This is a genomic window from Streptomyces sp. NPDC002403 (assembly GCF_053593015.1).
Genome location: NZ_JBSFBQ010000024.1, coordinates 45,798 through 70,501, shown reverse-complemented (window position 1 = coordinate 70,501; position 24,704 = coordinate 45,798). Strand labels below are relative to the sequence as shown.

Sequence of the window (24,704 nt, the reverse complement as noted above, 5' to 3'; positions counted from 1 at the left end):
GCGCCGACCGGACCTGAACGCCCCTCAGTCCCGGCGCCGCGCCCACACATCGGTGTACGGCGCCGGTTCCTCCGGTGCCGGGCGGGGCTGCCGGGCTCCGGCGACCAGTTCCACCTCGTACCCCGCGGCGTCCTCCAGATAGGCGGCGATGTGTCCGTCACCGCCCGCGTGCGGGTAGCGGTCCTCGAAGAGCGGCTGCCAGCCGTGCTCCGGGGCCCTGGCCACCAGTGCGTCGAGGGTGGCCCGGTCACCGACGTGGAACGCGAGGTGGTTGAGCCCGGGGCGGCGCCGGTCGTGCGGCCCCGGAGTCAGGTCGGGCGACTGCTCGACCACCACATAGCTGTCGCCGCGCCGCCAGCTCCGCCCGTGTTCCCAGCGCTGGTACGGGAGATGGCCCAGCTCGCCGAGGAGCCAGCCCCAGCCCCGCTCGGCCACCGCCAGGTCGGGCACCCACAGCTCGATGTGGTGCACCCCACCGGTGCCCGCCCCGCCGGCCGGCAGCGGGACCGCGCGGCGGATGCCGTGCGGCTGGTACGCCACGGTGTCGCCGTCCTCGTGCCAGTGGATCAGGAAGTGCTCGCCCGCGCGGTAGCCGTCGAGCGCCGCCCGGGAGTAGGCGACCATGTCGTCCGGCAGGGCGTCCAGCGGGAACCACACCAGCTCGGAGCACTTGTCCGGCTCACGGTTGTACGGCTCGCGGCCGGGGTCGTACTCCGCCTCGAAGAACCAGCCGGTCCTGGGCCTGCCGCCGGGGCCGCGGTGCTGCATGACCAGGGCGACCCGCAGCTCGTCCGGGCCGAGTTCGACTCCGATCTCCTCGGCGGCCTCCCGGATCATCGCCTCGCGGACGTCCTCGCCGTCCTCGACATGTCCGGACGGGCCGTTGAACAGCCCGTCCGCGTACCCCGTCCCGGCCCGGCGGGCGAGCAGGACCTCGGGGCCGCGGCGGAGGATCAGATGCACGTCGACGACCTCGGTGTGCCGGTGCGGCGGCTGGGCGCGGGCCACCAGGGCATAGCGCTCGTCGTCGACCCGTTTGCCCCACAGCGCCGGATCGTCGGAGAGCCGCTCGTGGTGGATGCGTTCGGTGAACTCCGAGAGCAGTCCGGTCAGCCGCTCGGCGCTGAGGCCGACGCCGCCCCAGACGCCCTCGATCAGGATCAGCCGGCCGCCCGGCCGCAGCAGGGTGAACCAGTGCCGCAGCGCCCCGGCCGGGTCGGGCAGCAGCCACACCACGTGTCTGACCATGATCACGTCGAACTGCTGCTTGCCGACCGGCGGCTGCGCCGCGTCGCCGGCGAGCACCTCGGTGCCCGTGCCGGTGAGCTTGGCCCGGGCCTGCTCCACCATGCGCGGGGAGCGGTCGACGGCGGTGACCCGGTGGCCCTGCCCGGCGACGAGCAGGGCCAGACTCCCGGTGCCGCACCCCAGGTCGAGCACCTCGGAGCGTCCACCGGGCAGCCAGCTCTCCAACCGCTGCGCCCAGGCGTGCCGGACGGCCGGGTCGAGCAGCCCGTGGTCGGGTTCCTCGTCGAAGGAGTCGGCTGCGGAGTCCCAGTCGATCGTCGTCATGGGTAGATCGTGCCAGCCGCCGCCTGCATCCGGCCCGCCCGGTACGGGGGATCGCCGGTACGAGAGATCCCCCGGCCGGGGCTCGTGGCCCCCTCGTACCGCTGCTTCCCGCGCGCCGGTGCTATCCGACGGCCGAGGCGCAGGTGGTGGGGGTGGCGTGCGACGGGTCCAGGGCGTTCGCCACCTCGTGGAAGGCGATCCGGTCGACGGTGCCGATCGCCACGTGCTCGGAGAGGTCGACCGGGCACAGGTCCTGGAGCAGGACGTTGCGCACGTCCGGCCCGTCCAGGAACTGCGTGCGGTACGGGGTCACGACCTCGTCGTACCGGGTCGCGATGACGGTGTAGTGCACTCCGGGCACGGTGTCGGGGAGCGAGTTGAGCCTGGTGACGAACGGGGAGCCCGCCACCTGGTCGGCGAGGCCGGGTGTGCCGGCGTTCAGCAGGTCCTCCACTCCCGGGAAGTACGGCAGCAGCTTCGTCAGGCCGAGCAGGGTGGTGCCGTGGTTGTCGGGGGCGATCCCGATCATGGCGTTCACCTTGGCGGCGCCGCCGAGGAACTTCAGGTAGTGGTTCGGCATCATGCCGCCCTGGGAGTGGCCCACCAGGTCGGCCTTGTCCGCGCCGGTGGCGGCGAGCACCTTGTCGACGAACGAGGAGAGCTGTCCGGCCGACCTGTCGATCGGGCCGAGGCCGTTGAAGACCGGCACACCGGGCAGCTGCCCGTAGTCGAGCGAGTAGACGCAGTAGCCCCGGTTGACGAGGTAGGGGGCGAGGACCAGCCAGTTGTCGATCGAGTTCCCGAAGGTTCCGTGGACCAGGACGACGGGGCGGGGATGGGCTGCGGAGGGCTTGCAGGAGTAGTCGTTCCAGCCGCGGGAGGCGGCCGTGGCGGCGGTGGGGGTGGCTGCAGCGGCAGTGGCCGTGGGGGTGGCGACTGCGGCGACGGCGAGGAGCAGTGCGGCGAGGGTCCTCCGCGCACGTGGGGTACGCGGCGCACGTGTCCAGGGCAGCATCGTGTGGTCTCCTTGCGGCTCAAGGGAGTTGCGATGTCTGTGCGTCCTGCGGCCCGGACCACAAGTCTGACTGCTGGTTCTTCTGTGTTCCCGGTCAAATTACGCGCGAGTAAGGTGGCGTGGGAAGTTACGCGTCGGTAAAAAGTGACGATCCCTCAGCCGGAGCAATCCCGGGGAGGGTTCAGGCAGCGAGCCGCCCCGGCATCACGACCCGCGGGCCGTACCTGGCCCGCAGCCGGTCCGCCACCGCCTCGATCCGGCGTGCCCGTTCGTCCACCGGGTCGAAGGAGAGCTGGTGCGCGGCCCGCTCGGCGCCCGTCAGTCCCTCGGCGCGCAGCCCGATCCCCCGCACCCGGGCCCGTTGCAGGGCGAACGAGTCATGGATCCGGTACGCGAGTGCGGTGAGCGCCGCGGAGTGGGCGGTGGGTTCCCGGAGCGTACGGCTGCGGGTCAGCGTCGAGTATCCGGTGCGGTCGGCGTAGCGCACGGAGACCGCGAGGCCGCGGCAGACCTGGCCGTCCCCGCGCATCCTGGCCCCCAGCTCCTCGGTGAGCGACATGAGGGCGCGGCGCTGCCGTTCCGGGTCCAGCTCGTCGCGCGGGAAGGAGCGTTCGGCGGCGATCGACCGGGCCGCGGCGCCCGGCACGACCGCCGTACGGTCGATGCCGCGCGACCGCTCCCACAGTTCGCGTCCGGTCCGTACGCCGGTGATCCGCTGCAGGGTGCCGAGCGGGGCCGCCGCGATCCGGCCGACGGAGTCGAGCCCGTATCCGCACAGGGTGCGGGCCGTCGCCGCGCCGACTCCGTCCAGTGCCGCGGCCGGCCGGTCCGCGAGGAACTCCGCTCCCCCGCCGCCGGGCACCACGAAGGTCGTCCCCGGCGCGGCCTGCCGTGCCGCCGTCCGGGCCAGCATCGGGTTCTCCGCCGCCCCGATCGCGCAGTCCACGCCGTGCAGGGCGAGCGCGCGGATCCGGATCACCGAGGCCAGCCCCTTCGCGTCCTGCCCGAAGTAGCGCAGCGCGCCGCGCACATCGGCGAGCGCCCCGTCGGGCGGGACCGCCTCGACCACCGGGGTGAACGCGCCGAGCAGGGCGAGCAGCCCCTCGTAACCCGCTCCGTCCGGGAGGCCGCCGCCGATCCTGCGGAACCGCAGGTACAGGATTCCCGGTGCGTCGGGCGCGGCGCTCATCCCGCGCTCCCCGGGCTCCGGTGCCACAGCTTCCTGCCGGTGGCGACGCCCTCGCCGGGCGGCTGGAGGTCGGACCAGGGGTTCATCTCGTACCCCGTCGGCAGCTGGATGCGGCGGCCGTTGTCGCCGCCGTCGGCAGCCTCCTCGGCCGGGGGCTGCGCCGCCAGCCGGTCCGCGACCGCGTCGAGTCCGCCGGTACGCCGCAGCTCGGCCAGCTCCGCCAGATTCCAGGCGGCCGAGCCGACCACGCTCAGGCTCCGCGGTCCGCGCCGCTGCACCACTCCGCGCACCAGCAGCAGCCAGGAGTGGAAGACGGTGTGCGCGCAGGCGGCGTGGCTGTCGTCGAAGAAGGCCAGGTCGACCAGGCCCGTACCGTCGTCCAGGGTGGTGAAGACGACCCGGCGGCCGGAGCGGACCGGTGGGGTCTGGGTGGCCGCCTTGGCGCCCGCGACCAGCACGGTCTCCCCGTGCCGTGCCTCGCGCAGCCGCTTGGCGGAGACCGCGCCCAGCTCCTCCAGGAAGGCCTGGTGATCGTCCATCAGATGGTGGGAGACATCCATGCTCAGGACGCCCAGCTCGGCGCTGAGCCGTTCCGCGTCGTTGAGGTCGGGCAGGCCCATGGAGCCGGTCCGGTGCCCGCCGCCGAGAGGGAGCTGTGCGCCGGAGCCGCCGGAGCCCGTGCCCCGCTGGGCGCGGTGCAGTTCGGACAGGTGCAGCAGCAGGTCGCGCCGGTTGGTGCCGAACGCGTCCAATGCGCCCACCCGGGCCAGCCGTTCGGCGGCCGGCCTGCCCGGCCTGGCCCGCTGCCAGAAGTCCAGCAGCGAGGCGTAGGGCTGCCCGGCCTCGATCCGGGCGACCTCGGCCGCGCCGATGCCATGGACGTCCGAGAGCGCGAGCCGCACCCCCCAGATACCTTCCCTTCCCTCACTACCGGACACCAGTTCGATTCGATGGGTGGCCGACGACCGGTTCACATCCAGTCCCAGCACCGGCACCCCGCGCCGCCGCGCGTCCGCGAGCAGCAGCCGCTTCGGGTACATCCCGGGGTCATGGGTGAGCAGCCCGGCGTAGAAGGCCGCCGGGTGGTGCGCCTTGAGCCAGGCCGACTGGTACGTCGGCACGGCGAAGGCGACCGCGTGCGCCTTGCAGAAGCCGTAACTGCCGAACGCCTCGATGATCTCCCAGGTCCGGGCGATCACCTCGGCGCCGTACCCCTTCTTTGCCGCTCGCCGCGCGAACCACACCTTGATCCGGCCCTGCGATTCGGGGTCGGAGAGCCCTCGCCGCACCCGGTCGGCCTCGCCCCGGCCGCAGCCGGTCATGATGTCGACCATCTCGATGATCTGCTCGTGGAAGACGACCACTCCGTACGTCTCGCGCAGCGGTCCTTCCAGGTCGGGGTGCGGGTAGTGCGCGGGGGTCCGGCCGTGCCGGGCCTCGATGAACGGCCGCACCATGTCGGCAGCGACCGGCCCGGGGCGGAACAGCGAGATGTCGACCACCAGATCGTGGAAGCCGGCCGGCTGGAGCCTGCCGACCAGGTCGCGCTGGCCCGGCGACTCGATCTGGAAGCAGCCCAGCGTCTCGGCGCTCCTGATCAGCCGGTACGTCTCCGGGTCGTCCGGCTCCACCGCGTCCAGGTCCACCTCCTGCCCCGAGGCCCGCCCGATCTCCGCGACCGCGTGCGCCATCGCCGACTGCATCCGCACACCCAGCACATCGAGCTTGAGCAGCCCCAGGTCCTCCACGTCCTCCTTGTCGAACTGCACCATCGGGAAGCCGTCGCCGCTGGTGGGCACGGTGGGGGTGCGGCGCAGCAGCGTGGCGTCCGAGAGGAGGACCCCGCACGGGTGCATGGCGATGCCGCGCGGCAGCCCGTCCAGCGCCTCCACCAGCTCCCAGAGCCGCCCGTACCGGTCCTTCTCCCGTGCCACTTCACGCAGTTCGGGCAGTTCCTCCATGGCCGCGCGGGCGTCGCGGGCCCTGATGTGCGGGAAGGCCTTGGCGAGCCGGTCGGTCTCGGCCGGGTTCATGGAGAGCGCGGCGCCCACGTCCCGGATGGCGTGGCGCACCCGGTAGGTCTCGGGCATGGCGACGGTCGCGACCCGTTCGGTGCCGAAGCGTCCGATGATCGCGCGGTAGACGTCGAGCCTGCGGGCGGACTCCACGTCGATGTCGATGTCGGGCAGCACGAAGCGGCGCCTGGACAGGAAGCGCTCCATCAGCAGCCCGTGCTCGACCGGATCGGCGTGCGCGATCCCGAGGAGGTGGTTGACCAGGGAGCCGGCGCCGGAGCCCCGGGCGGCGACCCGTACCTTCATCGCCCTTACGTCATCGACGACCTGAGCGACCGTCAGGAAGTAGGAGGCGAAGCCATGATGGGCGATGATGTCCAGCTCCTGGTGCATCCGCTCCCAGTAGTCGCGCCTGCGGTCGTAGCCGCGCAGCACCATGCCCGCGGCCGCGCGGGAGGCCAGCACCCGCTGGGCGGTGCGCCGCCCGGCGCCGACGAGCTCCGGTTCGGGGAAGTGGACGGAGCCGAGACCGAGGTCGCCCTCGGGGTCGACGACGCAGGCGTCGGCGGTGCGCCGGGTCTCCGCGAGCAGCCGCTCCCCGGCGTCCCGGCCGAGACCGGCGGCCGAGGCGATCCGCCCGGCGGTCTCCGCCATCGCGCGGGCGTCCTTCAGCCAGCGTTCCCCGCTGTCGAGCGGGGCGCGGCGGGGGTCGACGGGCACCAGCCGGCGGGCCGCGTCGAGCACATCGGCGACCGGGCCCTGCCCGGCGTCGGCGTACCGGACGGCGTTGGTCAGCACGGCCCGCACCCCCTGCTCCGCGGCGAAGCCGACGGTACGGGCGGCGAGCCGCAGCGATCCGGACCCGGTGCCCTCGCGGCCGTGGTGGACGGCTTCGAGGCGCAGGTCGTCGCCGTAGATCTCCCGCCAGCCGGCGAGCAGCACGGCGGCCCGGTCCGGGCGGCCGGCGCTCAGCGCCCTGCCGATGTCGGAGGCGGGGCCGAGCAGCACGATGAGCCCTTCGGCGGGCAGTTCGGACCGGCCGACCAGGGGCTGCCCCGCACCGTCGGGCGCGGGGCCGTGGGCCGCGGTGACGAGACGGCACAGCTCCGCCCAGCCCAGGGCGCCGTCCCGGGCGAGGAAGGTGGCCCGGGGCGCGGATTCGTCGACGAAGGCGCCGCCGCGGACCGGGGTCCGCGGCCGATGCGTACGCCCGCCCTCTCCCGTACGCTCCGGCACCGCGGAGTCCACCGCGAGCTCCACCCCGAAGAGCGGCCGCACCCCGGCGCCCTCGCAGGCCTTGGCGAAGCGGACCGCGCCCGCGAGCGTGTCCCGGTCGGTCAGGGCCAGAGCGTCCATGCCCCGCTGGGCGGCGCGCTCCGCCAGCCGCTCCGGGTGCGATGCCCCGTACCGCAGGGAGAACCCGGAAACGGTATGCAGATGCGTGAACCCGGGCACCCGCACCTCCTGAACCGATCCGCACTCACCACCCCCTCGCTCTCCACCATAGACCAAGTTTCGAACATTCGTACGATACCCGGAGCGCGGAACGGCTGCCCCGCCCCGGACCGGTGATCGGCGAGGGGCCCGGTCAGCCATTCGGGCCTGCCCCGACTGCACGAACGGCCGATGCCCCGGAGCGTGGGGGCATGACTTTCGCTGACGAGGTGAAGAACGCCGTCACTCCACGGGCCGCACTGCTCGTCATCGGTGTGCTCGGACTGCAACTGCTGTTCATCGCGTCCTACGTCGGGGCACTGCACAAACCGAAGCCGACGGACGTGCCCTTCGGCCTCGTCGCACCCCAGCAGATCTCCGCGCGGCTCCTCACCGAACTGAAGGACCTCCCCGGCGGCCCGCTGGACCCCCGCACGGTCGCCGACGCGGCCACCGCACGCGAGCAGGTCCTCGACCGCAGGATCGACGGTGCCCTGATCGTCAGCCCCCGGGGCACGACCGACACCCTGCTGGTCGCCTCCGGCGGCGGCACCTCGCTGGCCACCACCCTGACGAAGATCATCACGGAGGTCGACCGTACCCAGCAGCGCACCGTACGGACCGTGGACCTGGCTCCCGCCTCCGACCAGGACTTCAACGGGATCTCGTCGTTCTACCTGGTCGTGGGCTGGTGCGTCGGCGGCTACCTCTGCGCCTCGATCCTGGCGATCAGCGCGGGCGCCAAGCCCGCCAACCGTCAGCGCGCGGTGATCCGGACCGGCGTCATGGCGCTGTACTCGATCGTGGGCGGCATCGGCGGCGCGATCATCATCGGCCCGATCCTCGGCGCCCTGCCCGGAAGCTTCTGGGGCCTGTCGGGCCTGGGCGCGCTGACCGTCTTCGCGGTCGGCATGATCACCCTCGCCCTCCAGGCCCTCACCGGCATCGTCGGCATCGGCCTGGCCGTCCTGATCGTGGTGATCGCGGGCAACCCGAGCGCCGGCGGCGCCTACCCGCTGCCGATGCTCCCGGACTTCTGGCGGGCGATCGGCCCCGCGCTGCCGCCCGGGGCGGGCACCTGGGTGGCGCGTTCGATCGCCTACTTCAGGGGCAACGCGGTCACCGGCCCCCTGCTGGTGCTGTCCGCATGGGCGGTGGTGGGCACGGCCGTCACGCTCCTGATCGCCGCACGCCGCAGTCCGGAGGAACTCAGCGGCGAGCGGCCGCCGTTCGGTTCGAATCCCGCCTGACCGGGCCCGGCGGACGCGTCACCTCAGGTGCTGCGCCAGCTTCTCCAGCCGGCCGGCCAGCGCCTCCCCCTGGGCCGCGACCTTCGTGGCCTTGCCGGACCAGAAGTCCGAACTCGTCAACCGCCCGTACCGCACGGCCCACGCCGCCGCCTCTCGGTCCAGTCTCTCGGCCTTCGTCCGTATGTCGGCCTCCGCCGGTGCCGCGAGCACGTTCACCTCCTCCACCAGGCGTTGGACCTTCCGCACGAGCGGGCCGGCACCCGGACCCGGCCGGCGGGCCGCACCGGCGGCGGCCCGCCGGCCGGGAGCGTCCGCCGAGGAGCCCCGCCCGGGAGCGACGGACGCTTCAGCACCCGGAGCAACGGGCGCCCGGCCAGGGGCCGCACCACCCGGCGGAGTCGGCGGCGCCACGACGGGGCGGCTCGCGCCCCTCCGTCTCTCCACCCCCGGAACCCTCAGCCCCTCGGGCGTCATCGCACAGGCGTCGAGCGGCACCCAGTCGGTACTGCTCCGCGCCGTCTCCGCCCTGATCCGGATACGCCGCGCCACACCCTCGGTCCCGAAACGGAAGCGGAGTACGTGGCCGAACCTCCCGTGCATCTCCGCCACGGTTTCCGGATGGGCGGAACCCGGCCCGAAGACCCAGTCCAGGCTTGCCGCGTCGCGCTCCAGCTCCTCGCCCGCGGAACGCCATTCGGGGTGCGTCAGCCTCCGGAACTGGAAGCGCACCCGCTGTCGGCTGCCACGGACCCGGAAGTCGACGGCGTCACCCGGGCCCGACCCCAGATCACGCAGCACGGCCCGCGCGTCGACACCGCTCCCGCGGGCCCAGCGGGCCAGGTCCTGCTTGATGAAGAGGTGGTCCGCACTGTCCACACCGCTGGCCCCGCGCCGGCAGGAGGCATTCGGCGCGTGGGCGAAGTGGCAGACCTTGTCCGCGCAGAGCCGGTCGGACAACCTGTTGCCACAACCGCCGAGCTGGGTGCCGCACCAGTAGGTGTACGTCGGATGCCGCCGCCGCAGACGCCGGAGCTCGTCGGCCTCCTGCGGCAGGACGATGCCCAGACCCGATGCGGCACTGCCTATGACCGCGGTCTGCACCAGCCGACGATCCGGTCTCGCCATGAGGCCCCTCCCCCGAACAATTCACATGATTCACCCCACCGGCGCAGATATTGAAGCATGCGCTTCGTTCGCACAGTTCACAGCACCTGCCGATTCGCGCCCATGGGCCCGGCACAAGCACCTGGCGGATCAGGGAAGGAGGAACTACGCTGCCCGCGATGACAACTCACTTCGATATCAGATCGGGGGACCCGTCCGCGCAAGGTGAGTGCTGATGCTCACTCAGACCGCGAACGAGGATTCCCGCCTTTCCTTCTGGCTGCGCGTGCGAGAGTTCGCCGTGCCGCCCTCCATGATCGAGACCGCGACCGCCCGTCGTCACACCGGCGACTGGTCGGGGGCCTGCGCCGCCGCAGGCGTCGACGTCGATCTCAGCCCACGGTCCGTGGCCCGCGCCCACGGCCGGGACCTCGCGTCCCGGATCCGGGACGATCTGCGCCATCTGGCTCCTGACCTGCTGCGCTGGCACCTGCCGAGGATCGCCCCTCGCGGACTGCTGCGTCCGGGCCTGACGGTCTCTCTGGCCCGGTACGACACCGAGGGGCCCGACGGCGTGCGCCCGGTGCATCTGGTGGTGCGGACTCCACCCGCCTGGGCGGACGCCGGTCAGCGGATCGGGCTCGCGCTGTGGGACGGATCCGACTCCGGGGCCGATGCCCGCCGCTATCCGCACCACCGCCCGAACCCCCGGTTCCGCCTGGACCTGCACCGCCATCTGTGGGACGCGCGCAGGGCCGGTGAGCTGCGGATCCGGTCCGGGGCCGACGGGCCGCCCGCCGGCCGCCGGACCGCGGTGCCTCCCGATGTGCTGGATACGGTGCCGCCGGGACGCCGCTGCGCCGTCGACCGGTGGGCGGACGAGGCGGGGATCCTGCTCCGGGCCGGGGGACGGGCCGCCGGGACCGTCGCCGTGCGGTTCGGGGCCGGACACCGGCTGCTCCTGGATCTGGCCCCGGACGGGGACGGCTCCGGGCCGCCCGCGCTGCGGGTCGCGTCCGCTTCCTCGGCCACGGACGGCGGTTCCTGCCCGCCGCCCGTCCTGCCCGACGCGGCGACCTGGGTGCTGCCGGACCTCGATCTGCTCCGTACCGGTGCGATCGAGGCCGGCCGGCTGCATCCGCTGGTCGCCGCGGCGCTGGCACCGGACCGTCCGCCGGCCGGCCCGGTACGGCCTCCGGACCGGGCGGGACAGCCACGCCTGGTGGAATGCCGGGGCGCCCGGCACCGGATCGGCCTGGTCGACGGGGTACTGGCCCCGCTCGACCACGACCCGGCCGAGATCCGCCGCGAGGAGCTGCTGGTCGCGTTGACCGGCACTCCGCTGCCCTGCCTCCAGGCCATAGACGAGGCCCACCGCCGTCCGGACTGCCTCACCGGTGTACGCGAACGCCTGGACCACGGCGACATCGCCGGTGCGCTGGCCGTCGTCGAGGGCCTGCTGGGCCCCGGCGCACTGCTGCGCAGCGGAGAACTGCGGGACGAGCTGGAGGCGGCCGCGCGGCAGCGGATCACCTACGGGCTGTTCCGGGCCGGCCTGGTCGAAGGACCCGACCGCCTCCACCCGTACCGCAGCCGCCCCGCCCACCGCCGCTCGCACCCGCGCCACGCGGTCCGCAGCTGACCCGGTCCCCTGACCTCTCCGTACGCTCACCACGACCCAAAGGTGATCACCCATGCCTGTACGCACCCCTTCCGTCATGCCCGAAGCTCCCGCCGGCCAGGACCCCGTCTCCCAGCTCGACATCGCCGGTGAGCTGACGGCCCTGCTGCGCGACACCACCACCGAACCCCGCCCCGACACCCAGCTGGAGGCCCTGACCCTGGCCGTGGCCGCCGATCTGCCCGTACTCCTGTGGGGCGAGCCCGGCATCGGCAAGACCGCCGCCCTCACCCAGCTCGCCGCCTCCCTGGACCTTCCGCTGACCACGGTCATCGCCAGCGTCCATGAGCCGTCCGACTTCTCGGGACTGCCCGTCGTCGGCGACGACCCCGCCGGACAAGGCGTCCCGATGGCACCGCCGGACTGGGCGGTGCGGCTGGTACGGGCCGGCCGGGGGCTGCTGTTCCTGGACGAGCTGTCCACCGCGCCGCCGGCCGTCCAGGCCGCCCTGCTCCGGCTCGTACTGGAGCGGCGGATCGGCGCCCTGCAACTGCCGCCCGGGGTACGGATCGTGGCCGCCGCCAATCCGCGTTCCTCGGCGGCCGACGGCTGGGAGCTGAGTCCGCCGCTGGCCAACCGGTTCGTGCATCTCCAGTGGACCCACGACCACGAGGTCGTGGTGCGCGGCCTCGGCGGGACCTGGCCCAGGGCGACGCTGCCGCGGCTCGCCCCCGAACGGCTGCCGGAGGCCGTGGACTTCGCCCGCCGCGCGGTGTGCGGGCTCCTCACCGCCCGCCCGGCGCTGGTGCACCGGCTGCCCAGCAACGAGACGCGCCGCGGCGGCCCCTGGCCGTCGCCCCGGAGCTGGGACATGACGCTGTCCCTGATCGCGTTCGCGACCGCGGCCGGCTCCTCCAGGGACGTACTCTCCCAGCTGGTCAGGGGCACCGTGGGGGACGGTCCGGGGCTGGAGCTGCTGGCGAGCCTGGACCGGATGGACCTGCCGGACCCCGAGACCCTGCTCGCCGACCCGGCGGGGGCCGACCTGCCCGAGCGCGGAGATCTGCGGCAGGCCGTGCTCGACGGTGTGGTGGCGGCGGTCCGCAACCGCCCGGAGAAGTCCCGCTGGGACGCGGCGTGGGCGCTCCTGGTCCGGGCGCTGGAGACCGGGGCTCCGGACGTGGTGGTCGTCCCGGCGACCACGCTCGCCTCGCTGCGCCGGGAGGACTGGGACGTTCCGGCATCGATCGAGCAGCTCGCCGGAGCGGTGTCCCTGTCCCGGCGGGCGGACCGGGCGGCGGCCCGGACGGCGGACCGGGAAGCGGTCGCCGCGAGGGCCGGCCGATGACACCCGACGAGCCGGGGGCGCTCGACCTCGACAAGCTCTTCGCCGCCCGGCTGCAAGCCGTCCGGGCCCGCCCCTACCTGGCGACGGCCCTGTTCGCCCTGGGTGTCGTGGAGTCGCGGCGGGTACCGACGATGGCCGTCGACCGGCACTGGCGGTGCTACGTCTCGCCCGGTTTCGTGGACCGGACCCCGGTGGAGGAACTGGCCGGGGTCTGGGTGCACGAGGTGTCGCACCTGCTGCGCGACCACCACGGGCGCAGCGACCGGGTCGCGCGGGAGCGCGGACTGACCGGCGCCGCGGAACGGCTGCGGATGAACATCGCCGCCGACTGCGAGATCAACGACGACGTGTTCGGCGAGGGCCTGGCCCGGCCGGAGGGCGCCGTCGACCCGGCCTTCCTGGGGCTCCCCGAGGGGCAGCTCATGGAGGACTATCTGCGCCGGTTCCGGCTCGGGCCGCGTACACAGGAACTGGCCTGGCTGGACTGCGGCAGTGGCGCCGACGGGCTGGAGCGGGAGTGGGACCTCGGGCCGGACGGCGCGCACGGCCTCAGCGAGCAGGAACGGGACGCGGTCCGGTTCCGGGTGGCACAGGGCATCACCGGCCGCCCGGGCGACGCCTCGAAGGGGTGGAAGCGGTGGGCCGAGGAGGCGTTCCACCCGCCGCAGCCGTGGCGGGAGCTGCTGGGTGCGGCGGTACGCTCGGCCGCCTCCGGGGCCGGAGCGGGCGACGACTACACGTACGGCCGGCCGTCACGGCGCTCGGCCGGTGTGCCCGGCGTCGTCCTGCCGAGCCTGAGGCGCACACCGCCCCGGGTCGCCGTGGTCATCGACACGTCCGCTTCGGTCAGTGACACCGAACTGGGCAGCGCGCTCCTGGAGGTCTCCGCGATCTCCCGCGCCGTCGGCGGCCGCCGCGACCTGGTCACCGTCCTGCCCTGCGACGCGGCGGCCCGGGTCGCGCATCCGCTGTGCCGTGCCGAGGGAATCCCGCTGGTCGGCGGCGGGGGCACGGACCTGCGCTCGGGCTTCGCCGCCGCCCTGCGGCTGCAGCCGCGACCCGATGTCGTCGTGGTCCTGACCGACGGCCAGACCCCGTGGCCGAGTGCGCAGCCGTCGTGCCGGACGGTGGTGGGCCTGTTTCCCCGGGTGTGGGACGAGGACGATCCCTACTACGTCCCGGGCTCCCCGCCCGACTGGGCGCGCACGGTCGTCATCGGCGCGGATTCCGGGAGGCGGTGAACCCGCGGCCGACGCCGTCGGCCGGCCGTACGGGTGCCGTCGGGTCCGCGCCGGGCGGGACCTCGCGGACGCGCCTGCGCGGGGAGGTACGTCTACGGCCTGCCCGGCGTGCGACGCGAGGGCGCGGGCCGGGGCACCTCGGTGGGGTCGTGGAGCGTACGGACGATGATGTCGCCCTTGGTGCGACCGGCGCGGGTCGCCGCCTCTGCGTGGTCACGGGCCGCCTGCTGCAGGGCGTCGGCCACCACCCTGGCGGCCACGGCGGTGGCGCCGGGGCCGGTGCGGTGGAGCGTCCGGGTGATCTGGCTGCCGGTGACGGGCAGCGCCGTCACCGTCACCTGCTCCAGCTGGGCCGCGAAGTGCGCGGGCAGGACCGCGGCCCCGAGCTGTCCGGCCAGCAGCGTCTGGACGGCGATCATGTGGTCGGCCAGGTGCTCGACCGACGGCACGACCCCGTGTACGCCCGCGAACCGGGCGAAGGCACGGCCGCGGGCGGAGTGCGCCGGTGCGCTGATCCATGGACGGCCGGAGAGTTCGGCGGCGGCGGACGGCTCCTCCCAGGCGGCCGGGACGACCACACGGTAGTGGTCCTCGCTGAGCACCTGCGCCCGCGTCGAAGGAGGCAGCGGCAGCGCGGTGTCCCGGTCATCGGTCATGACCAGGACGTCCAGCTCGCTCAGCCGCAGCTGCCGCAGGCCGTCCGGCAGCCCGGCCTCGACGAACCTCGGCTCGATCCGCGGATGCGACCGGGCCAGCAGCCGCAGCGCCCGGACCGCGACCCGGGCCAGCACCCATGACGTGGCCCCGATCGCCACCGGCCCCTGGATCACCTGCTGGTCCACCGAGCCCAGTTGCTGTGCCGCGCGTGTGAGTTCCTGGCCGATGCGGTCCCCGGTGGCGGCGAGCATCCGTCCCGCCGCGGTGAGTTCCAGCCGGGTGCCCGAGCGGTCGACCAGCGGAAGGCCCACTTCCCGTTCCAGGCTGGCCAGTTGCTGCGATACCGCCGAACGCGTGTGGCCGAGCAGGCGGGCCGCCGGGGTGAGGCCGCCGCTCCGCGCGATCGCGCTCAGGACCAGCAGGCGCCTGGGGTCGAGGTCCATGCGCGCCGCCCTCCTCGGGGTCGGGGGTCGTGCCACGGACTGTACCGAGGCGCCGCCAGCAATCCTGTCGGGGGGTGTCAAGCAGCGCTGTGCGCCGGGGCTGCCTCATGGCCGCGCAGCTGGGAGACTCACCGGCATCCCGAGGGCTTCGGCCGGCACCGCCCTGGCACAGGCATGCCCGAAGCCCGGTCATGTCCCGTTCACAAGGAGGCCGTCCATGGCCAGTTCCGCTCCGAAGCCCGTCCGGGCGATGTCCGCCCCACGCCCCGGCCGGCCCGCCCTCGCGCTGGCCGTGGCAGGCGCCCTGCTGGGGCTGCCCCTGGTGTCGGCCTGCGGCCCTTCCACCGGCTCGTCCGGCGGCGCTGCCACTCCCCCCGCCCGGGGCGACACCGCCACGACCGGCGGTACCGGCGGGAACAACTCCGGCGGTGGGAGCGGCGGCACCTCGTGGGCGCTCAGCGCCCCGCAGACCGTGGCCGGTCATCCGCAGGGGCAGCCGCCGGCGGACATGGTGCGGAGGTTCGATGACGACACCCACAAGAACGCCGCGCGCCTCGGCGTCTCCGGCACACCGGTACGCGCCTACTACGACGACCGGACCGACGGCGCGTGGATCTTCTACACGGGCGTCACCGGCAGCGGGTTCCGGCCCGACCGGCTGCACGACATCCTCGACCAGCTCCCGGCGGTCCACGACGACGGCGCCGGTGACCGGACCACCACCAGCGCCATCGACGCCGAGCCCGGCCCGCACGGCGGCCGGGCGATCTGCAACACCGTCCTCCTCCGGACCGAGCTGCTCGTCACGGCGGTCTCCACCTGCTCCTGGTTCACCCCGACCACCGCCGCCGGCATCACCCTCATCCCGAAGACCGACGGCACCGGCACCGAGCTCGGCTTCACCGCCGCCGATGTCGCCCCGGTCATGCGGGCGATCCGCGCCGAGGTCGAGGTCCCGCGGCGGTGACACCGGCCGGCGTCCCACCACCACCGGAACCGCACCGGATCCGCCCGGAAGGGGCGAGCGCGCCCCCGAACACTCCTTGCTGTTTCTCAACGCACCGTGCCGGTAAGGGCTCTGATGAGCCATCATCAAATCGGGTAGGAAAAGTCGGGCACGCGGTGCCCGCACCATACTGAGGAGGCGCCAAGTGCGTAGTCGGGTGCGCGCGGCGGACGGGCGGCATCTGGTGGTGGAGCGACTCGGGGATCCTCGCGGCAGACCGGTCTTCCTGCTGCACGGAATGCCCGGCAGCAGGCTCGGTCCGGCTCCGCGCGGCATGGTCCTGTACCAGCGCAAGACCCAGCTCATCACCTACGACCGGCCGGGCTACGGCGAGTCCGACCGGCTGCCGGGCCGTTGTGTCGCCGATGCCGTTCAGGACGTACGGGCCATCGCCGACCACCTCGGGCTCGAACGGTTCGCCGTGGTGGGCCGCTCCGGTGGCGCCCCGCACGCCCTGGCCTGCGCGGCACTGATGCCCGAGCGGGTGACGCGTACCGCCGCACTGGTCGCGCTGGCCCCCCGGGAGGCCGACGGTCTCGACTGGTTCGACGGGATGGCCGCCTCCAACGTGCTGGCGTACTCCACGGCGACGGCCGATCCGGACGGGCTCGCGAAGTCGTTCATCTCCCGGTCCGCGGTGATCAGGAAGAACCCGGTCCAGCTCATCGACGATCTGCGCCGGGAGCTGACCGACTCCGACCGGATGGTGGTCAACGACGCCGGGGTCCGCACCATGCTGCTGCGCAACTACCGTGAGGGGCTGCGCACTTCGGCCTGGGGCTGGATCGACGACGCGCTCGCGTTCAGCAATCCGTGGGGGTTCGACCCTGCGGACATCACGAGCCCCGTACTGCTGTGGCACGGCGAGAAGGACGTGTTCTCCCCGGTGGGCCACTCGCGCTGGCTGGCCGAACGCATCCCGAACTCCACCGTCGTGGTGGAACCGGCGGCAGCGCACTTCGACGCGCTGCACGCGCTGCCCCAGATCCTCAACTGGCTGCTGGACCCGCCCGCCGAATGACGGACGGCCCCGGCGGTCCGGGAGCGTCCGGCAGGAGCCGGACGCTCCCGGGGCTCACACCGCCGTCGGTTCCAGTTCGCGCTCGAACCGGTCGTCGTCCCGGGCGATCCGGGTCATCGGATGGTCGTCGCCGAGCTGACGGGCCAGCTCCTCGACCGTCTCGGACCTCAGCCGCAGCGCCTCGTCCTTGCGCCCCATCGCGTCGAGCGTGACCGCCATGTTCGACGTCATGGCCAGGGTCTCCGGGTGATGCGCCCCCAGTACCCTCCTGAGCTGACCGGACACCTTCTCCTCGGTCTCCAGCACCAGATCGAGATCCCCCCGCTCCGCCGTCGCGTTCGCCAGGTTCATCACGCAGAACAGCGTGTTGGGGTGCTCCGGCCCGTACACCTCCCGCATCGCGGCTACCGCCCTGGTCAGCACCCGCACCGACTCCTCGGACGCGCCGCTGCCCGACTGGTAGACGCCGAGATTGTTCAGCGCGGCGAGGGTGTACGGGTGTTTCTCCCCCGGCACCTTCATGTACTGGTCGACGACCTCCTGTGCGGTGTCCCTGGCCTCGGTCGCCTCACCGGCCGCGAACAGGTCGGCCGCGAGATTCAGATCGCAGGCCAGCGACTCCGGGTTGGCGGAGGTGTACTTGGCCCGGTACCTGGCACGGGTGGCCACCGTCAGCCGGCGGGCGTCCTCCAGTCTGCCCGCGCGGCGCAGCGACACCGCGAGGCTCTTCGCCGCGCTCAGCGTGCCCGGGAAGGCCCGGCCGAGCGTGGCCTTGTAACTGTCGTACGTACGGCTGAGGATGCCGACCGAGTCCTCGTACCGTCCGACGTCCCGCAGGTCACGGGCCAGGTTCATGGCGGAGGAGAGGCTGTAGGGGTGTTCCGCGCCGAGCACCTCGACGCGTCGGTCGAAGACGTCCTGGTCGATCTCGCGGGCCTTGGCGTACTGGCCGATCGACCGCAGGGTGAACGCCAGGTTGTTGGCCGCCGCCAGCGTTCTCGGATGCGATTCGTGGAAGATCTGGTTGAACCCGTCGGTGGCCTCGGTCGCCAGCTCGATGGCCCTGGTGTACTCCCCGAGCGTGCCGAGGTCGGTCGCCAGGCTGCTGGTGCTCATGTACGTGTGCGGGTGCTCCGGGCCCAGGACCTCCCGCTGTGTCGCCAGGGTGATCTCGTCGAGCTCCCTGGCCTCCACGTAACGGCCGCGCGAGCGGTAGATGTTGGAGAGGTGGAAGCAGAGGTAGAGGTACTGGATGTCCCGCTCCCCCAGCGTCTGACGCCAGATCTCGCGCAGCTCCTCGCAGACCGTCGTCGCCGTCCGGAAGTCACCGCGCTTCCAGAGGTAGCGGACCCGGTCGATCAGCAGCCTGCGGGCCTCGGGCTCCTTGCAGTTGCGCGCGTCGGACGGACCGAGGTGCGGCCAGATGGTGGCGAACTGCGGCCAGGTCGACGGGTTGTCGATCGGCTCGTCGTCGTCGGGCCGGGCGCCCGCCAGGATGCGGTGGACGGCGTGCCGGGCGTCCCGCTGCTCCTCCTCGGTGAGCTGCGCCCGGATGACCGCCTGGACGAGCCGGTGCACCTGGATGGAGTTGGACACCTGGTCGACCTTGGCGAGGGCGAACCGGCCGATCTCCCGGATGACCCGGCCCAGCACCAGCTTCTCCTGGAGCGAGGCGTCGTACGGCTTCAGCGCCTCGATCATCTCCTTGCTGTACAGGAGGTTCCCCGAGATGGGCTCGGGAGCGAAGAAGGCGCAGAGCTGGAGCAGCCGGACCGCGGCGGGCGAGCGCTCCTTCAGCCGCTGGATGGAGATGTTCCAGGTCGCGGCGACCGGCTCCGGGTAACCGGCCGGCTGGTTGAGCGCCAGAACCTCGGGCGCCTGCTGGGCCAGCTGTTCCAGATAGGTGTCGATCGGGGTGGCGGTCTCCGCGATCCAGGCCGCCGCCTGCTCCACGGCCAGCGGCAGGTCACCGACGGCGGTGGCCACCTGGGCGGCGTCCTCGTCGCTCAGCCCCGGGGCCCGGCGCTGGAGGTGCTCGATGGACTCCTCGCGCAGGAAGACGTCGACGGGCAGCGCGTCGCCGTGCTGGGACCAGGCCTGGTTGCGCGAGGTGACCAGGATGTGGCCGGAGCCGCCCTGCGGGAAGTAGCGCCGCAGCCGTTCGGGGTCGTCGGCGTTGTCGAAGACCAGCAGCCAGCGGTCCGAGGGCACCCCGCGCCGCAGCAGGTCGACGGCCTCCTGTGAGGCTGCCGCCATGTCGTCGCCGCCCTGGGCGCCGAGCCGGACCGCGAGCTCGGCGAGCGCGGCCACCACGTCGTCGGTCTGCTCGGAAGATATCCACCAGACCAGGTCGTAGTCGGCCATGAAGCGGTGTACGTACTCCAGGGCGACCTGGGTCTTGCCGACGCCGCCGAGTCCGTACAGGGTCTGCGGCTGCGGCAGCACGACGGCCATGCCGCCGCCGAGCTGGTCGCGCATCCGTTCCAGGACCAGGGAACGGCCGGTGAAGCCGGGGTTGCGCGGCGGGGCGTTCCAGATCCTGGGGACGGTGCCCGGGAAGCGCGGTCCGGGCGACACGGCGTCGGTGAGCTGTACGGGCCGGTCCAGGGCGCGCAGCAGGGCGGCGGTGGCATGCACCTCGTCGAGCCGGAAGAGGTCGACGGGGTTGCGGTCGATGTAGGGCGCGGAGAGCCGTACGTCACCGACCCTGAGCGGCAGCAGATGGCGCCGGCCGCCGCCGGGGTCCTCCGCGACGGCCCGGTCCCAGAGGTTCACCGCACGCTGGGACTTGAGGTAGGCGCTGGAGAGCAGCACGACGGTACGGGCTGCGCTCTCGGCGGGCGCCGGTTCCGCGGACTCCCGCTGGGCGGACACGTCGCGCGGTACGACGCGGAACCCGGCCCGGGTGAGTACGGACTCGATCCAGTCGGCCCACATCCGGTTCTCCGCCACGTAGCTGAGAAAGAGATCGGCCGGCAGCGCGGGCCTGCGCCGGGTGAACGCGTCCCGGATGCGCAGCCGTACCTCTTCGCCGACCGGTGGCATCGAGGTGATCTGCCGGTCGGTGATGACGGAGGTGAGACGTTCGAAGGCGGAGAGCAGCGAGTTGGTGAGACCGGCCTCGTCGCCGAAGGTGGCGAGGGTCTCCTCGTACGCGTAGTAGGGGCGGTACGGGATCTCCACCGCGCCCCAGTAGGCGGTGAGTTCGTCCCCGGACAGGTTGCGCGGCAGCCGGTCGAACTTCAGCCGGGCCAGCGCCCGGCCGGCATCCGCCTTCTCCTTCTCGCCCTCGTCGATGCGCATCGGGACGGGGAAGATGGAGATGGGGCGGCCGGTGTAGCGCTCGGAGATCTGCCGGGCGACGGAGGCGGCGCCGTCGATGGACTGGTCGCTGAGCGTGAAGCAGTCGACGAGGACGTCGGGGAGATGGACGGTGCAGATGTCGGCGATGTCGCTGAGGCCGGTCCGGCTGTCGATGAGGACGTAGTCGTAGTTGGCCTTCATGTCGTCGCGCAGGGCGTCGAAGAAGTGACCGCCGCCGAGCCGGTCGTAGAAGTTGTCCCAGTCGAAGGTGGAGACGGTCGCGGAGTATTCGCGGTTCTGCCGCCCGGCGGAGACGAAGTCGAGCGTGCCGCCCTGCGGGAACTCCCAGCCGAGCGCCTCGGGGGTGAGGGAGACGGCGTGCGGCTGGATCCGGGCGTAGTCGCGGTGCCAGTCGTCGGCGCGCTGGACGGGGCTGGTGGCGGCCCAGGCGTACTCGGTGATCAGATCGATGACGCCGGTGGTGGCACCGAGTGTCGACGGGTCGAGGAACGGGTGGAAGAAGCGGTGGAGCCCCGGTGCCTCCAGGTCCCAGTCGACGGCCAGTACCCGTTTTCCGTTGGCGGCGAGTATCCAGGCGGTGTTGGCCAGGGCCATGGTGCGCCCGGTGCCGCCCTTGTACGAGTAGAAGGTGACGATGCGCCCGTCACGACTGGCCGTCATCCGTGTCCTCCGCATCCGTCGCAGGGTCGTGTGTCTCGGGGATGTAGTTCGTCTGGGCCATCGGCCCCATCAGCCGCGTCCGCTCGGTGTGTCCGCCGCCGGTCGCCGGTGGGTACACCGCCGCGTGTCTCAGGTACTGCTGGGCCGCCACCTCGACGACCTGCGGCAGGAGTTGCCCGAAGGCCTCCATGCTGGGGACGCCCTTGGCCGCGGCCCGGCAGTAGGCACGCCCCTGGCGCATCTTGGTCGGCATGGTCTGTTCGAGCTTCTCGGTCAGTTCGGCCTCGGCCGCCATGCTTTCGTGGTCCTCCCGGTTCCACGGCACGACCATCGTCACCCAGGGGCGGTTCTCGGCGTCGAAGGCGGCGAGCCTCCGGCGCCGGTCCTCGTCCTGGAGGGCCCAGCGGTCGACGAGCAGGATCTCCGGCCTGCTGGGCGGCTGCTTGCCCTCCCCGTGCCCGGTCTCCTCGTCGAAGGAGGTGATCGTCGCCTGGTAGTTGAGGGAGCGCACCAGGTCCTCGGCGACATAGGCCAGGGGGCGGGCGGCTGCGGGGTGGTAGGGGTTCCAGTCCTGTGGACTGTCGCCGTAGTAATCGGCGTTGCGTCCTGCGGGCAGATCGTGCCGGGTGGCGGCGGCGATGGTGACCTGCATGGGGCGGGGGCCGCCGACCGCGCTGTTGGGCGGGCCGAAGGCGCTGGGGGCAAGCCGGTAGTCGACGGGGCGGCCGGTGCCGATCCTTATGGTGTCGGCGACATTGACGATGCGCTTGGCGAGTTCGTACACCGCGCGCTCGTACTCCTCGGCGAAGAGCCTGAGCTTGATGAGTCCGTAGAGTCCGTCACTGACGTAACGGTCCCCGAAATCACGGTGGTTGAACTGTAATCGCTCGGCGGGTCCGGGGAGCTGGCTCGGTGGTACCGGCACCCAGAGCGCCGGGACGATCGCCTCGGCCCGCTGGTTGGAGCGGGCCCGGTGATGGATGGCCCGCTGGGCAAAGGCGTACCACTCCTTGCCGCACATCTCGCTGGCGAAGTAGCGCGGCGAGAACAGCGGAACGAACACCCGGCAGGTGGCGAGCACCTCACCGAGCCGTTCCGACCAGCCCTCGCCGGAGCGTATCTCGCGGTCGATGAACCCCGCGGGTGCGCCCGCGGGCAGATCCGTCATGGCCAGCACATGGTCACAGAGATCTTTGAAGAGGCGTTCGACCCACATATCGGGGTCGGTTCCACGGCCGTAGCCCGGTGTATGGGCATAGCTCAAGAAGAAGTACGGCCGATGGTCCGCCGCTCGCTGCTGCGGTGTTGCTTGCACACGACCCCCGTCCTGTGTGAGCACCCGCATCCGAGGAGTGAAGTGAATGCGAGCGAATTCATCATTCCGGAGCGGACGTTGCTCCACCCCCATGGCGTTCGGTCATTCAACGCCGGTTTTCAGTCAGACGTTCCCGGGTTCAGTCGATCATTTCCTTGATCGAATGTGGTCTGCGGCCGTTCCTCCCAGTTGTCCCGTGTGTGCCGACACCTCGGGCCGAACCGGAATTCGACCCTCAGATCTCTTTTCGCATCAGATCCAACAGCCGCTTTCCACTGACGGTCAGCTCGGCGGCACCTTCCAGCGTGTCGAGGGCCTGGGGTACGCCCTCCAGACAGCGCGGCTCGAATGCGCCCAACGCCATCCGCTCATAGGTGTCGGCCAGCAACCGGGAAAACGGAACTGGTTCTTCCTGCCAGGGAATTCGATGTTCCCAGGAGCCGTCCGCCGCGTAAAGATCCGTGACATCGACAAGCGCCTGCAATTCGGCCCGCCGGAAGCCCCGCAGCAGCGCGACGGCCAGTTCCTCGGCGCTGGCGTCCACGGCGATGCCCAGTGCGCCGTAGCCGTGCCGTCCCACGGACGGCTCCGCGGGGGCCCGGCCGGTCAGCGGCGTCAGCGTGGTGAGGCGGTCCGCCATCTCCCCGGCCCGCTCGGGCGCCTTCGCCACGATCAGCGCCCAGGCATCGCCGATCCTGGCCGCCAGATCCGCGGCGGCCCGGTCGTCGAGCGCGGCCGAGGCCGGGGCGGCGAAGCAGTCGCGGTACGGGTCGAGGTCGTCGAGCAGCAGGCCGGACACCGGGGCGGGCGCGGCACCGGGCACCAGGAGCCGGCGCACGGGCCGCCACCCGGGCCCGGCCGCCTCCGGCCGCAGGACCAGCCGTTCGGCCGGGTCGCCCTCGTCCCGCCGGACCAGGAAGCCGTTCTCGACCGCGCGCACCCGTGCCGTGCCGTGCTCCCCCGCTCCCCCGATCCGCAGCTCGCCGAGGCCGGGCAGGACCAGCCTGCCGTCCGAGTAGCCGACACCCACGGAGAGATCGAGGCCCGCCCGCACGGCGGCGGACGCGAGATACACCGGCAGCCGACGCGCGGCCGCCATGCTCGCCGGCTGTCCGTGGAGCAGTTCCAGGGCGTGGAGCAACCAGGTGCGGGTGTACGGGTGGTCCAGCACCTCGTCCAGGCCGCGGGCGCCCTCCTCGGACGCCTCGACGGCGGCGGCCAGCTCCCACGCCTCCGCCCACCGGTCCTCGCCGCACGCTTCGGCGTCGGCGTTCAGCCGGGCCAGCAGCATGCGGGTGAGCTCGCGCTGGGAGGCGGCCAGTTCACTGCGCTCGGTCACCTCGGGTGCGGCCAGGGACGCGGCCGTGCGCGCCTCGATGCCGCGCACCAGGGCGGCCAGGTCGGCGCAGTACACGGACGGGTTGTCGAAGGCGTCGACGGGCCCGGTGGAGCGGTACCGGTGGGTGTAGAGGCCGCCGCCGCACGAGCGCACGACGGGACAGCGGCGGCAGGTCTCGCTGACGCCGGCGAGGCCGAGCTGACGGGCCTGCACCCCGGGATGGGCCGCCACCTCGTCGAGGGAATGGGTGAAGACGTCGAAACCGGTGGCCGCCGCCCCCTCGTAGGCGCTCTTGAGCGAGTCTACCTGCTCCAGCTGGCCGTCGGTCTCGACGACGACGAGGTCGGTCGGGGCGAGCCCCAGGGACTCGGTGAGGCTGGGACCGCCGCCCAGCGTGGACAGCACCGAGGAGAAGAGCCGCACCGGTACCGGGCGCCCCTGCTCCTGCCAGCGGTCGAAGACCGCGAGGAGCCAGTCGGCGTAGGCGGTGGGCGAACCGTCCGGGCGGGGCGGCGGATCGTCCCAGGTGGCGTGCGGGAGCAGGAAGTCGATGAGGGGCGGTTCGAGCTCGGTGAGTGCGCCGAGGACCGCGCGCGGGTCGTTCTCGATGTCGATGGTGCACAGGAGTCCGAGATCGAGGTGGCGGTAGCGCTCCTGACGGAGGAGTTCCACGGCCTTCAGGACCCGGGAGTGGCTGCTGCGTCCGTCGGCGTAGCGGCGATGCCGGTCGTTGGCGGCCCGGTCGCCGTCGAGGGAGATGCCGACCCTGACGCCGAACTCGTCGAAGAGGTCGAGATACCGGGGACTGAGCTGGAGTCCGTTGGTATGGATCCGGAGGTCGAGTTCCGCGACGCCGTCGAAGGCGGAGGTGAGCACATCGCAGACGCGCCGCAATCGGGCGGGCCCCGCCAGTAGAGGCTCCCCTCCGTGCAGGATCACTGACACGGAGGGCAGTGCATGTGCCTTGGCATGCTCGACCAAACGTTGAGCAGTCCGGAAAATGACATCATCAGAGATTGTCCTGGGCCGGGTACGCCAGCTCTGATCTGCATGTTCATAGACATAGCAATGGTCACAGGCAAGATCACACCTGCTGTGAACCTTGAGAACGACTTCGCGGAAAGGGACCAGGGGTCCTGTCATTCCACCA

15 protein-coding genes are annotated in these 24,704 nt (G+C 72.5%); 6 read left to right on the top strand and 9 right to left on the bottom strand.

Annotation, left to right across the window (positions count from 1 at the left end):
* Positions 1-24: 24 nt before the first annotated feature.
* The 4 genes from ACWCPY_RS24650 to ACWCPY_RS24635 all read right to left on the bottom strand — a co-directional run bounded on the left by ACWCPY_RS24650 (position 25) and on the right by ACWCPY_RS24635 (position 7,246).
* Positions 25-1,572 (bottom strand): methyltransferase domain-containing protein, encoded by a 1,548-nt coding sequence (locus tag ACWCPY_RS24650; protein WP_451268290.1) that lies wholly within the window; start codon positions 1,570-1,572, stop codon positions 25-27.
* A 121-nt stretch (positions 1,573-1,693) separates the two neighbouring features.
* Positions 1,694-2,587 (bottom strand): esterase/lipase family protein, encoded by an 894-nt coding sequence (locus tag ACWCPY_RS24645; protein ID WP_451268289.1) that lies wholly within the window; start codon positions 2,585-2,587, stop codon positions 1,694-1,696.
* A 181-nt stretch (positions 2,588-2,768) separates the two neighbouring features.
* Positions 2,769-3,776, bottom strand: coding sequence for a DNA polymerase Y family protein (locus tag ACWCPY_RS24640; RefSeq protein WP_451268287.1), 1,008 nt, complete (start codon positions 3,774-3,776; stop codon positions 2,769-2,771).
* Positions 3,773-7,246 (bottom strand): DNA polymerase III subunit alpha, encoded by a 3,474-nt coding sequence (locus ACWCPY_RS24635; protein WP_451268285.1) that lies wholly within the window; start codon positions 7,244-7,246, stop codon positions 3,773-3,775. The genes ACWCPY_RS24640 and ACWCPY_RS24635 overlap by 4 nt, the downstream gene beginning before the upstream one ends.
* Positions 7,247-7,437: 191 nt before the next feature.
* Here ACWCPY_RS24635 and ACWCPY_RS24630 point away from each other — a divergent pair, with 191 nt between their 5' ends.
* Positions 7,438-8,475, top strand: a complete 1,038-nt coding sequence (locus tag ACWCPY_RS24630; protein WP_451268283.1) for a DUF3533 domain-containing protein — start codon at positions 7,438-7,440, stop codon at positions 8,473-8,475.
* 18 nt (positions 8,476-8,493) lie between these two features.
* On the opposite strand, the gene ACWCPY_RS24625 is transcribed toward ACWCPY_RS24630, so the two are convergent.
* Positions 8,494-9,600: a hypothetical protein gene (locus tag ACWCPY_RS24625; RefSeq protein WP_451268281.1), complete on the bottom strand. Its 1,107-nt coding sequence runs from the start codon at positions 9,598-9,600 to the stop codon at positions 8,494-8,496.
* Between the two features lie 214 nt (positions 9,601-9,814).
* Here ACWCPY_RS24625 and ACWCPY_RS24620 point away from each other — a divergent pair, with 214 nt between their 5' ends.
* The 3 genes from ACWCPY_RS24620 to ACWCPY_RS24610 are packed head-to-tail and all read left to right on the top strand — an operon-like array spanning position 9,815 to position 13,789.
* On the top strand, positions 9,815-11,221 hold the full coding sequence (locus ACWCPY_RS24620; protein ID WP_451268279.1) for a hypothetical protein: 1,407 nt from the start codon (positions 9,815-9,817) through the stop codon (positions 11,219-11,221).
* A gap of 52 nt (positions 11,222-11,273) precedes the next feature.
* The gene (locus tag ACWCPY_RS24615; RefSeq protein WP_451268277.1) at positions 11,274-12,548 is read left to right on the top strand and encodes an AAA family ATPase; all 1,275 of its coding nucleotides are present in this window, start codon (positions 11,274-11,276) and stop codon (positions 12,546-12,548) included.
* Positions 12,545-13,789 carry a vWA domain-containing protein gene (locus ACWCPY_RS24610; RefSeq protein WP_451268275.1) on the top strand — a complete coding sequence of 415 codons (1,245 nt, stop codon included), beginning with the start codon at positions 12,545-12,547 and terminating at the stop codon, positions 13,787-13,789. Before ACWCPY_RS24615 ends, ACWCPY_RS24610 begins: the two co-directional genes overlap by 4 nt.
* Before the next feature lie 92 nt (positions 13,790-13,881).
* On the opposite strand, the gene ACWCPY_RS24605 is transcribed toward ACWCPY_RS24610, so the two are convergent.
* Positions 13,882-14,889 carry a LysR family transcriptional regulator gene (locus tag ACWCPY_RS24605; protein ID WP_451268273.1) on the bottom strand — a complete coding sequence of 336 codons (1,008 nt, stop codon included), beginning with the start codon at positions 14,887-14,889 and terminating at the stop codon, positions 13,882-13,884.
* Between the two features lie 217 nt (positions 14,890-15,106).
* Here ACWCPY_RS24605 and ACWCPY_RS24600 point away from each other — a divergent pair, with 217 nt between their 5' ends.
* Together ACWCPY_RS24600 and ACWCPY_RS24595 are read left to right on the top strand one after the other, a co-directional pair.
* Positions 15,107-15,856 (top strand): hypothetical protein, encoded by a 750-nt coding sequence (locus tag ACWCPY_RS24600; protein ID WP_451268271.1) that lies wholly within the window; start codon positions 15,107-15,109, stop codon positions 15,854-15,856.
* Between the two features lie 184 nt (positions 15,857-16,040).
* Positions 16,041-16,916 (top strand): alpha/beta fold hydrolase, encoded by an 876-nt coding sequence (locus tag ACWCPY_RS24595; RefSeq protein WP_451268269.1) that lies wholly within the window; start codon positions 16,041-16,043, stop codon positions 16,914-16,916.
* A gap of 54 nt (positions 16,917-16,970) precedes the next feature.
* On the opposite strand, the gene fxsT is transcribed toward ACWCPY_RS24595, so the two are convergent.
* The 3 genes from fxsT to fxsBH form a co-directional block, all read right to left on the bottom strand.
* Positions 16,971-20,900, bottom strand: a complete 3,930-nt coding sequence (fxsT, locus tag ACWCPY_RS24590; protein ID WP_451268267.1) for an FxSxx-COOH system tetratricopeptide repeat protein — start codon at positions 20,898-20,900, stop codon at positions 16,971-16,973.
* Positions 20,884-22,245: an FxsC protein gene (gene fsxC / locus ACWCPY_RS24585; protein ID WP_451268265.1), complete on the bottom strand. Its 1,362-nt coding sequence runs from the start codon at positions 22,243-22,245 to the stop codon at positions 20,884-20,886. The genes fxsT and fsxC overlap by 17 nt, the downstream gene beginning before the upstream one ends.
* Before the next feature lie 205 nt (positions 22,246-22,450).
* Positions 22,451-24,697: a radical SAM/SPASM protein FxsBH, inactivated beta-hydroxylase extension form gene (gene fxsBH, locus ACWCPY_RS24580; protein WP_451268263.1), complete on the bottom strand. Its 2,247-nt coding sequence runs from the start codon at positions 24,695-24,697 to the stop codon at positions 22,451-22,453.
* Positions 24,698-24,704 lie beyond the last annotated feature (7 nt).

Coding starts and splice junctions, on each gene's coding strand:
- ACWCPY_RS24650 (WP_451268290.1), bottom strand. CDS start 1,572: ATGACGACGATCGACTGGGACTCCGCAGCCGACTCCTTCGACGAGGAA.
- ACWCPY_RS24645 (WP_451268289.1), bottom strand. CDS start 2,587: ATGCTGCCCTGGACACGTGCGCCGCGTACCCCACGTGCGCGGAGGACC.
- ACWCPY_RS24640 (WP_451268287.1), bottom strand. CDS start 3,776: ATGAGCGCCGCGCCCGACGCACCGGGAATCCTGTACCTGCGGTTCCGC.
- ACWCPY_RS24630 (WP_451268283.1), top strand. CDS start 7,438: ATGACTTTCGCTGACGAGGTGAAGAACGCCGTCACTCCACGGGCCGCA.
- ACWCPY_RS24625 (WP_451268281.1), bottom strand. CDS start 9,600: ATGGCGAGACCGGATCGTCGGCTGGTGCAGACCGCGGTCATAGGCAGT.
- ACWCPY_RS24620 (WP_451268279.1), top strand. CDS start 9,815: ATGCTCACTCAGACCGCGAACGAGGATTCCCGCCTTTCCTTCTGGCTG.
- ACWCPY_RS24615 (WP_451268277.1), top strand. CDS start 11,274: ATGCCTGTACGCACCCCTTCCGTCATGCCCGAAGCTCCCGCCGGCCAG.
- ACWCPY_RS24610 (WP_451268275.1), top strand. CDS start 12,545: ATGACACCCGACGAGCCGGGGGCGCTCGACCTCGACAAGCTCTTCGCC.
- ACWCPY_RS24605 (WP_451268273.1), bottom strand. CDS start 14,889: ATGGACCTCGACCCCAGGCGCCTGCTGGTCCTGAGCGCGATCGCGCGG.
- ACWCPY_RS24600 (WP_451268271.1), top strand. CDS start 15,107: ATGGCCAGTTCCGCTCCGAAGCCCGTCCGGGCGATGTCCGCCCCACGC.
- fxsT (WP_451268267.1), bottom strand. CDS start 20,900: ATGACGGCCAGTCGTGACGGGCGCATCGTCACCTTCTACTCGTACAAG.
- fsxC (WP_451268265.1), bottom strand. CDS start 22,245: ATGCGGGTGCTCACACAGGACGGGGGTCGTGTGCAAGCAACACCGCAG.
- fxsBH (WP_451268263.1), bottom strand. CDS start 24,697: ATGACAGGACCCCTGGTCCCTTTCCGCGAAGTCGTTCTCAAGGTTCAC.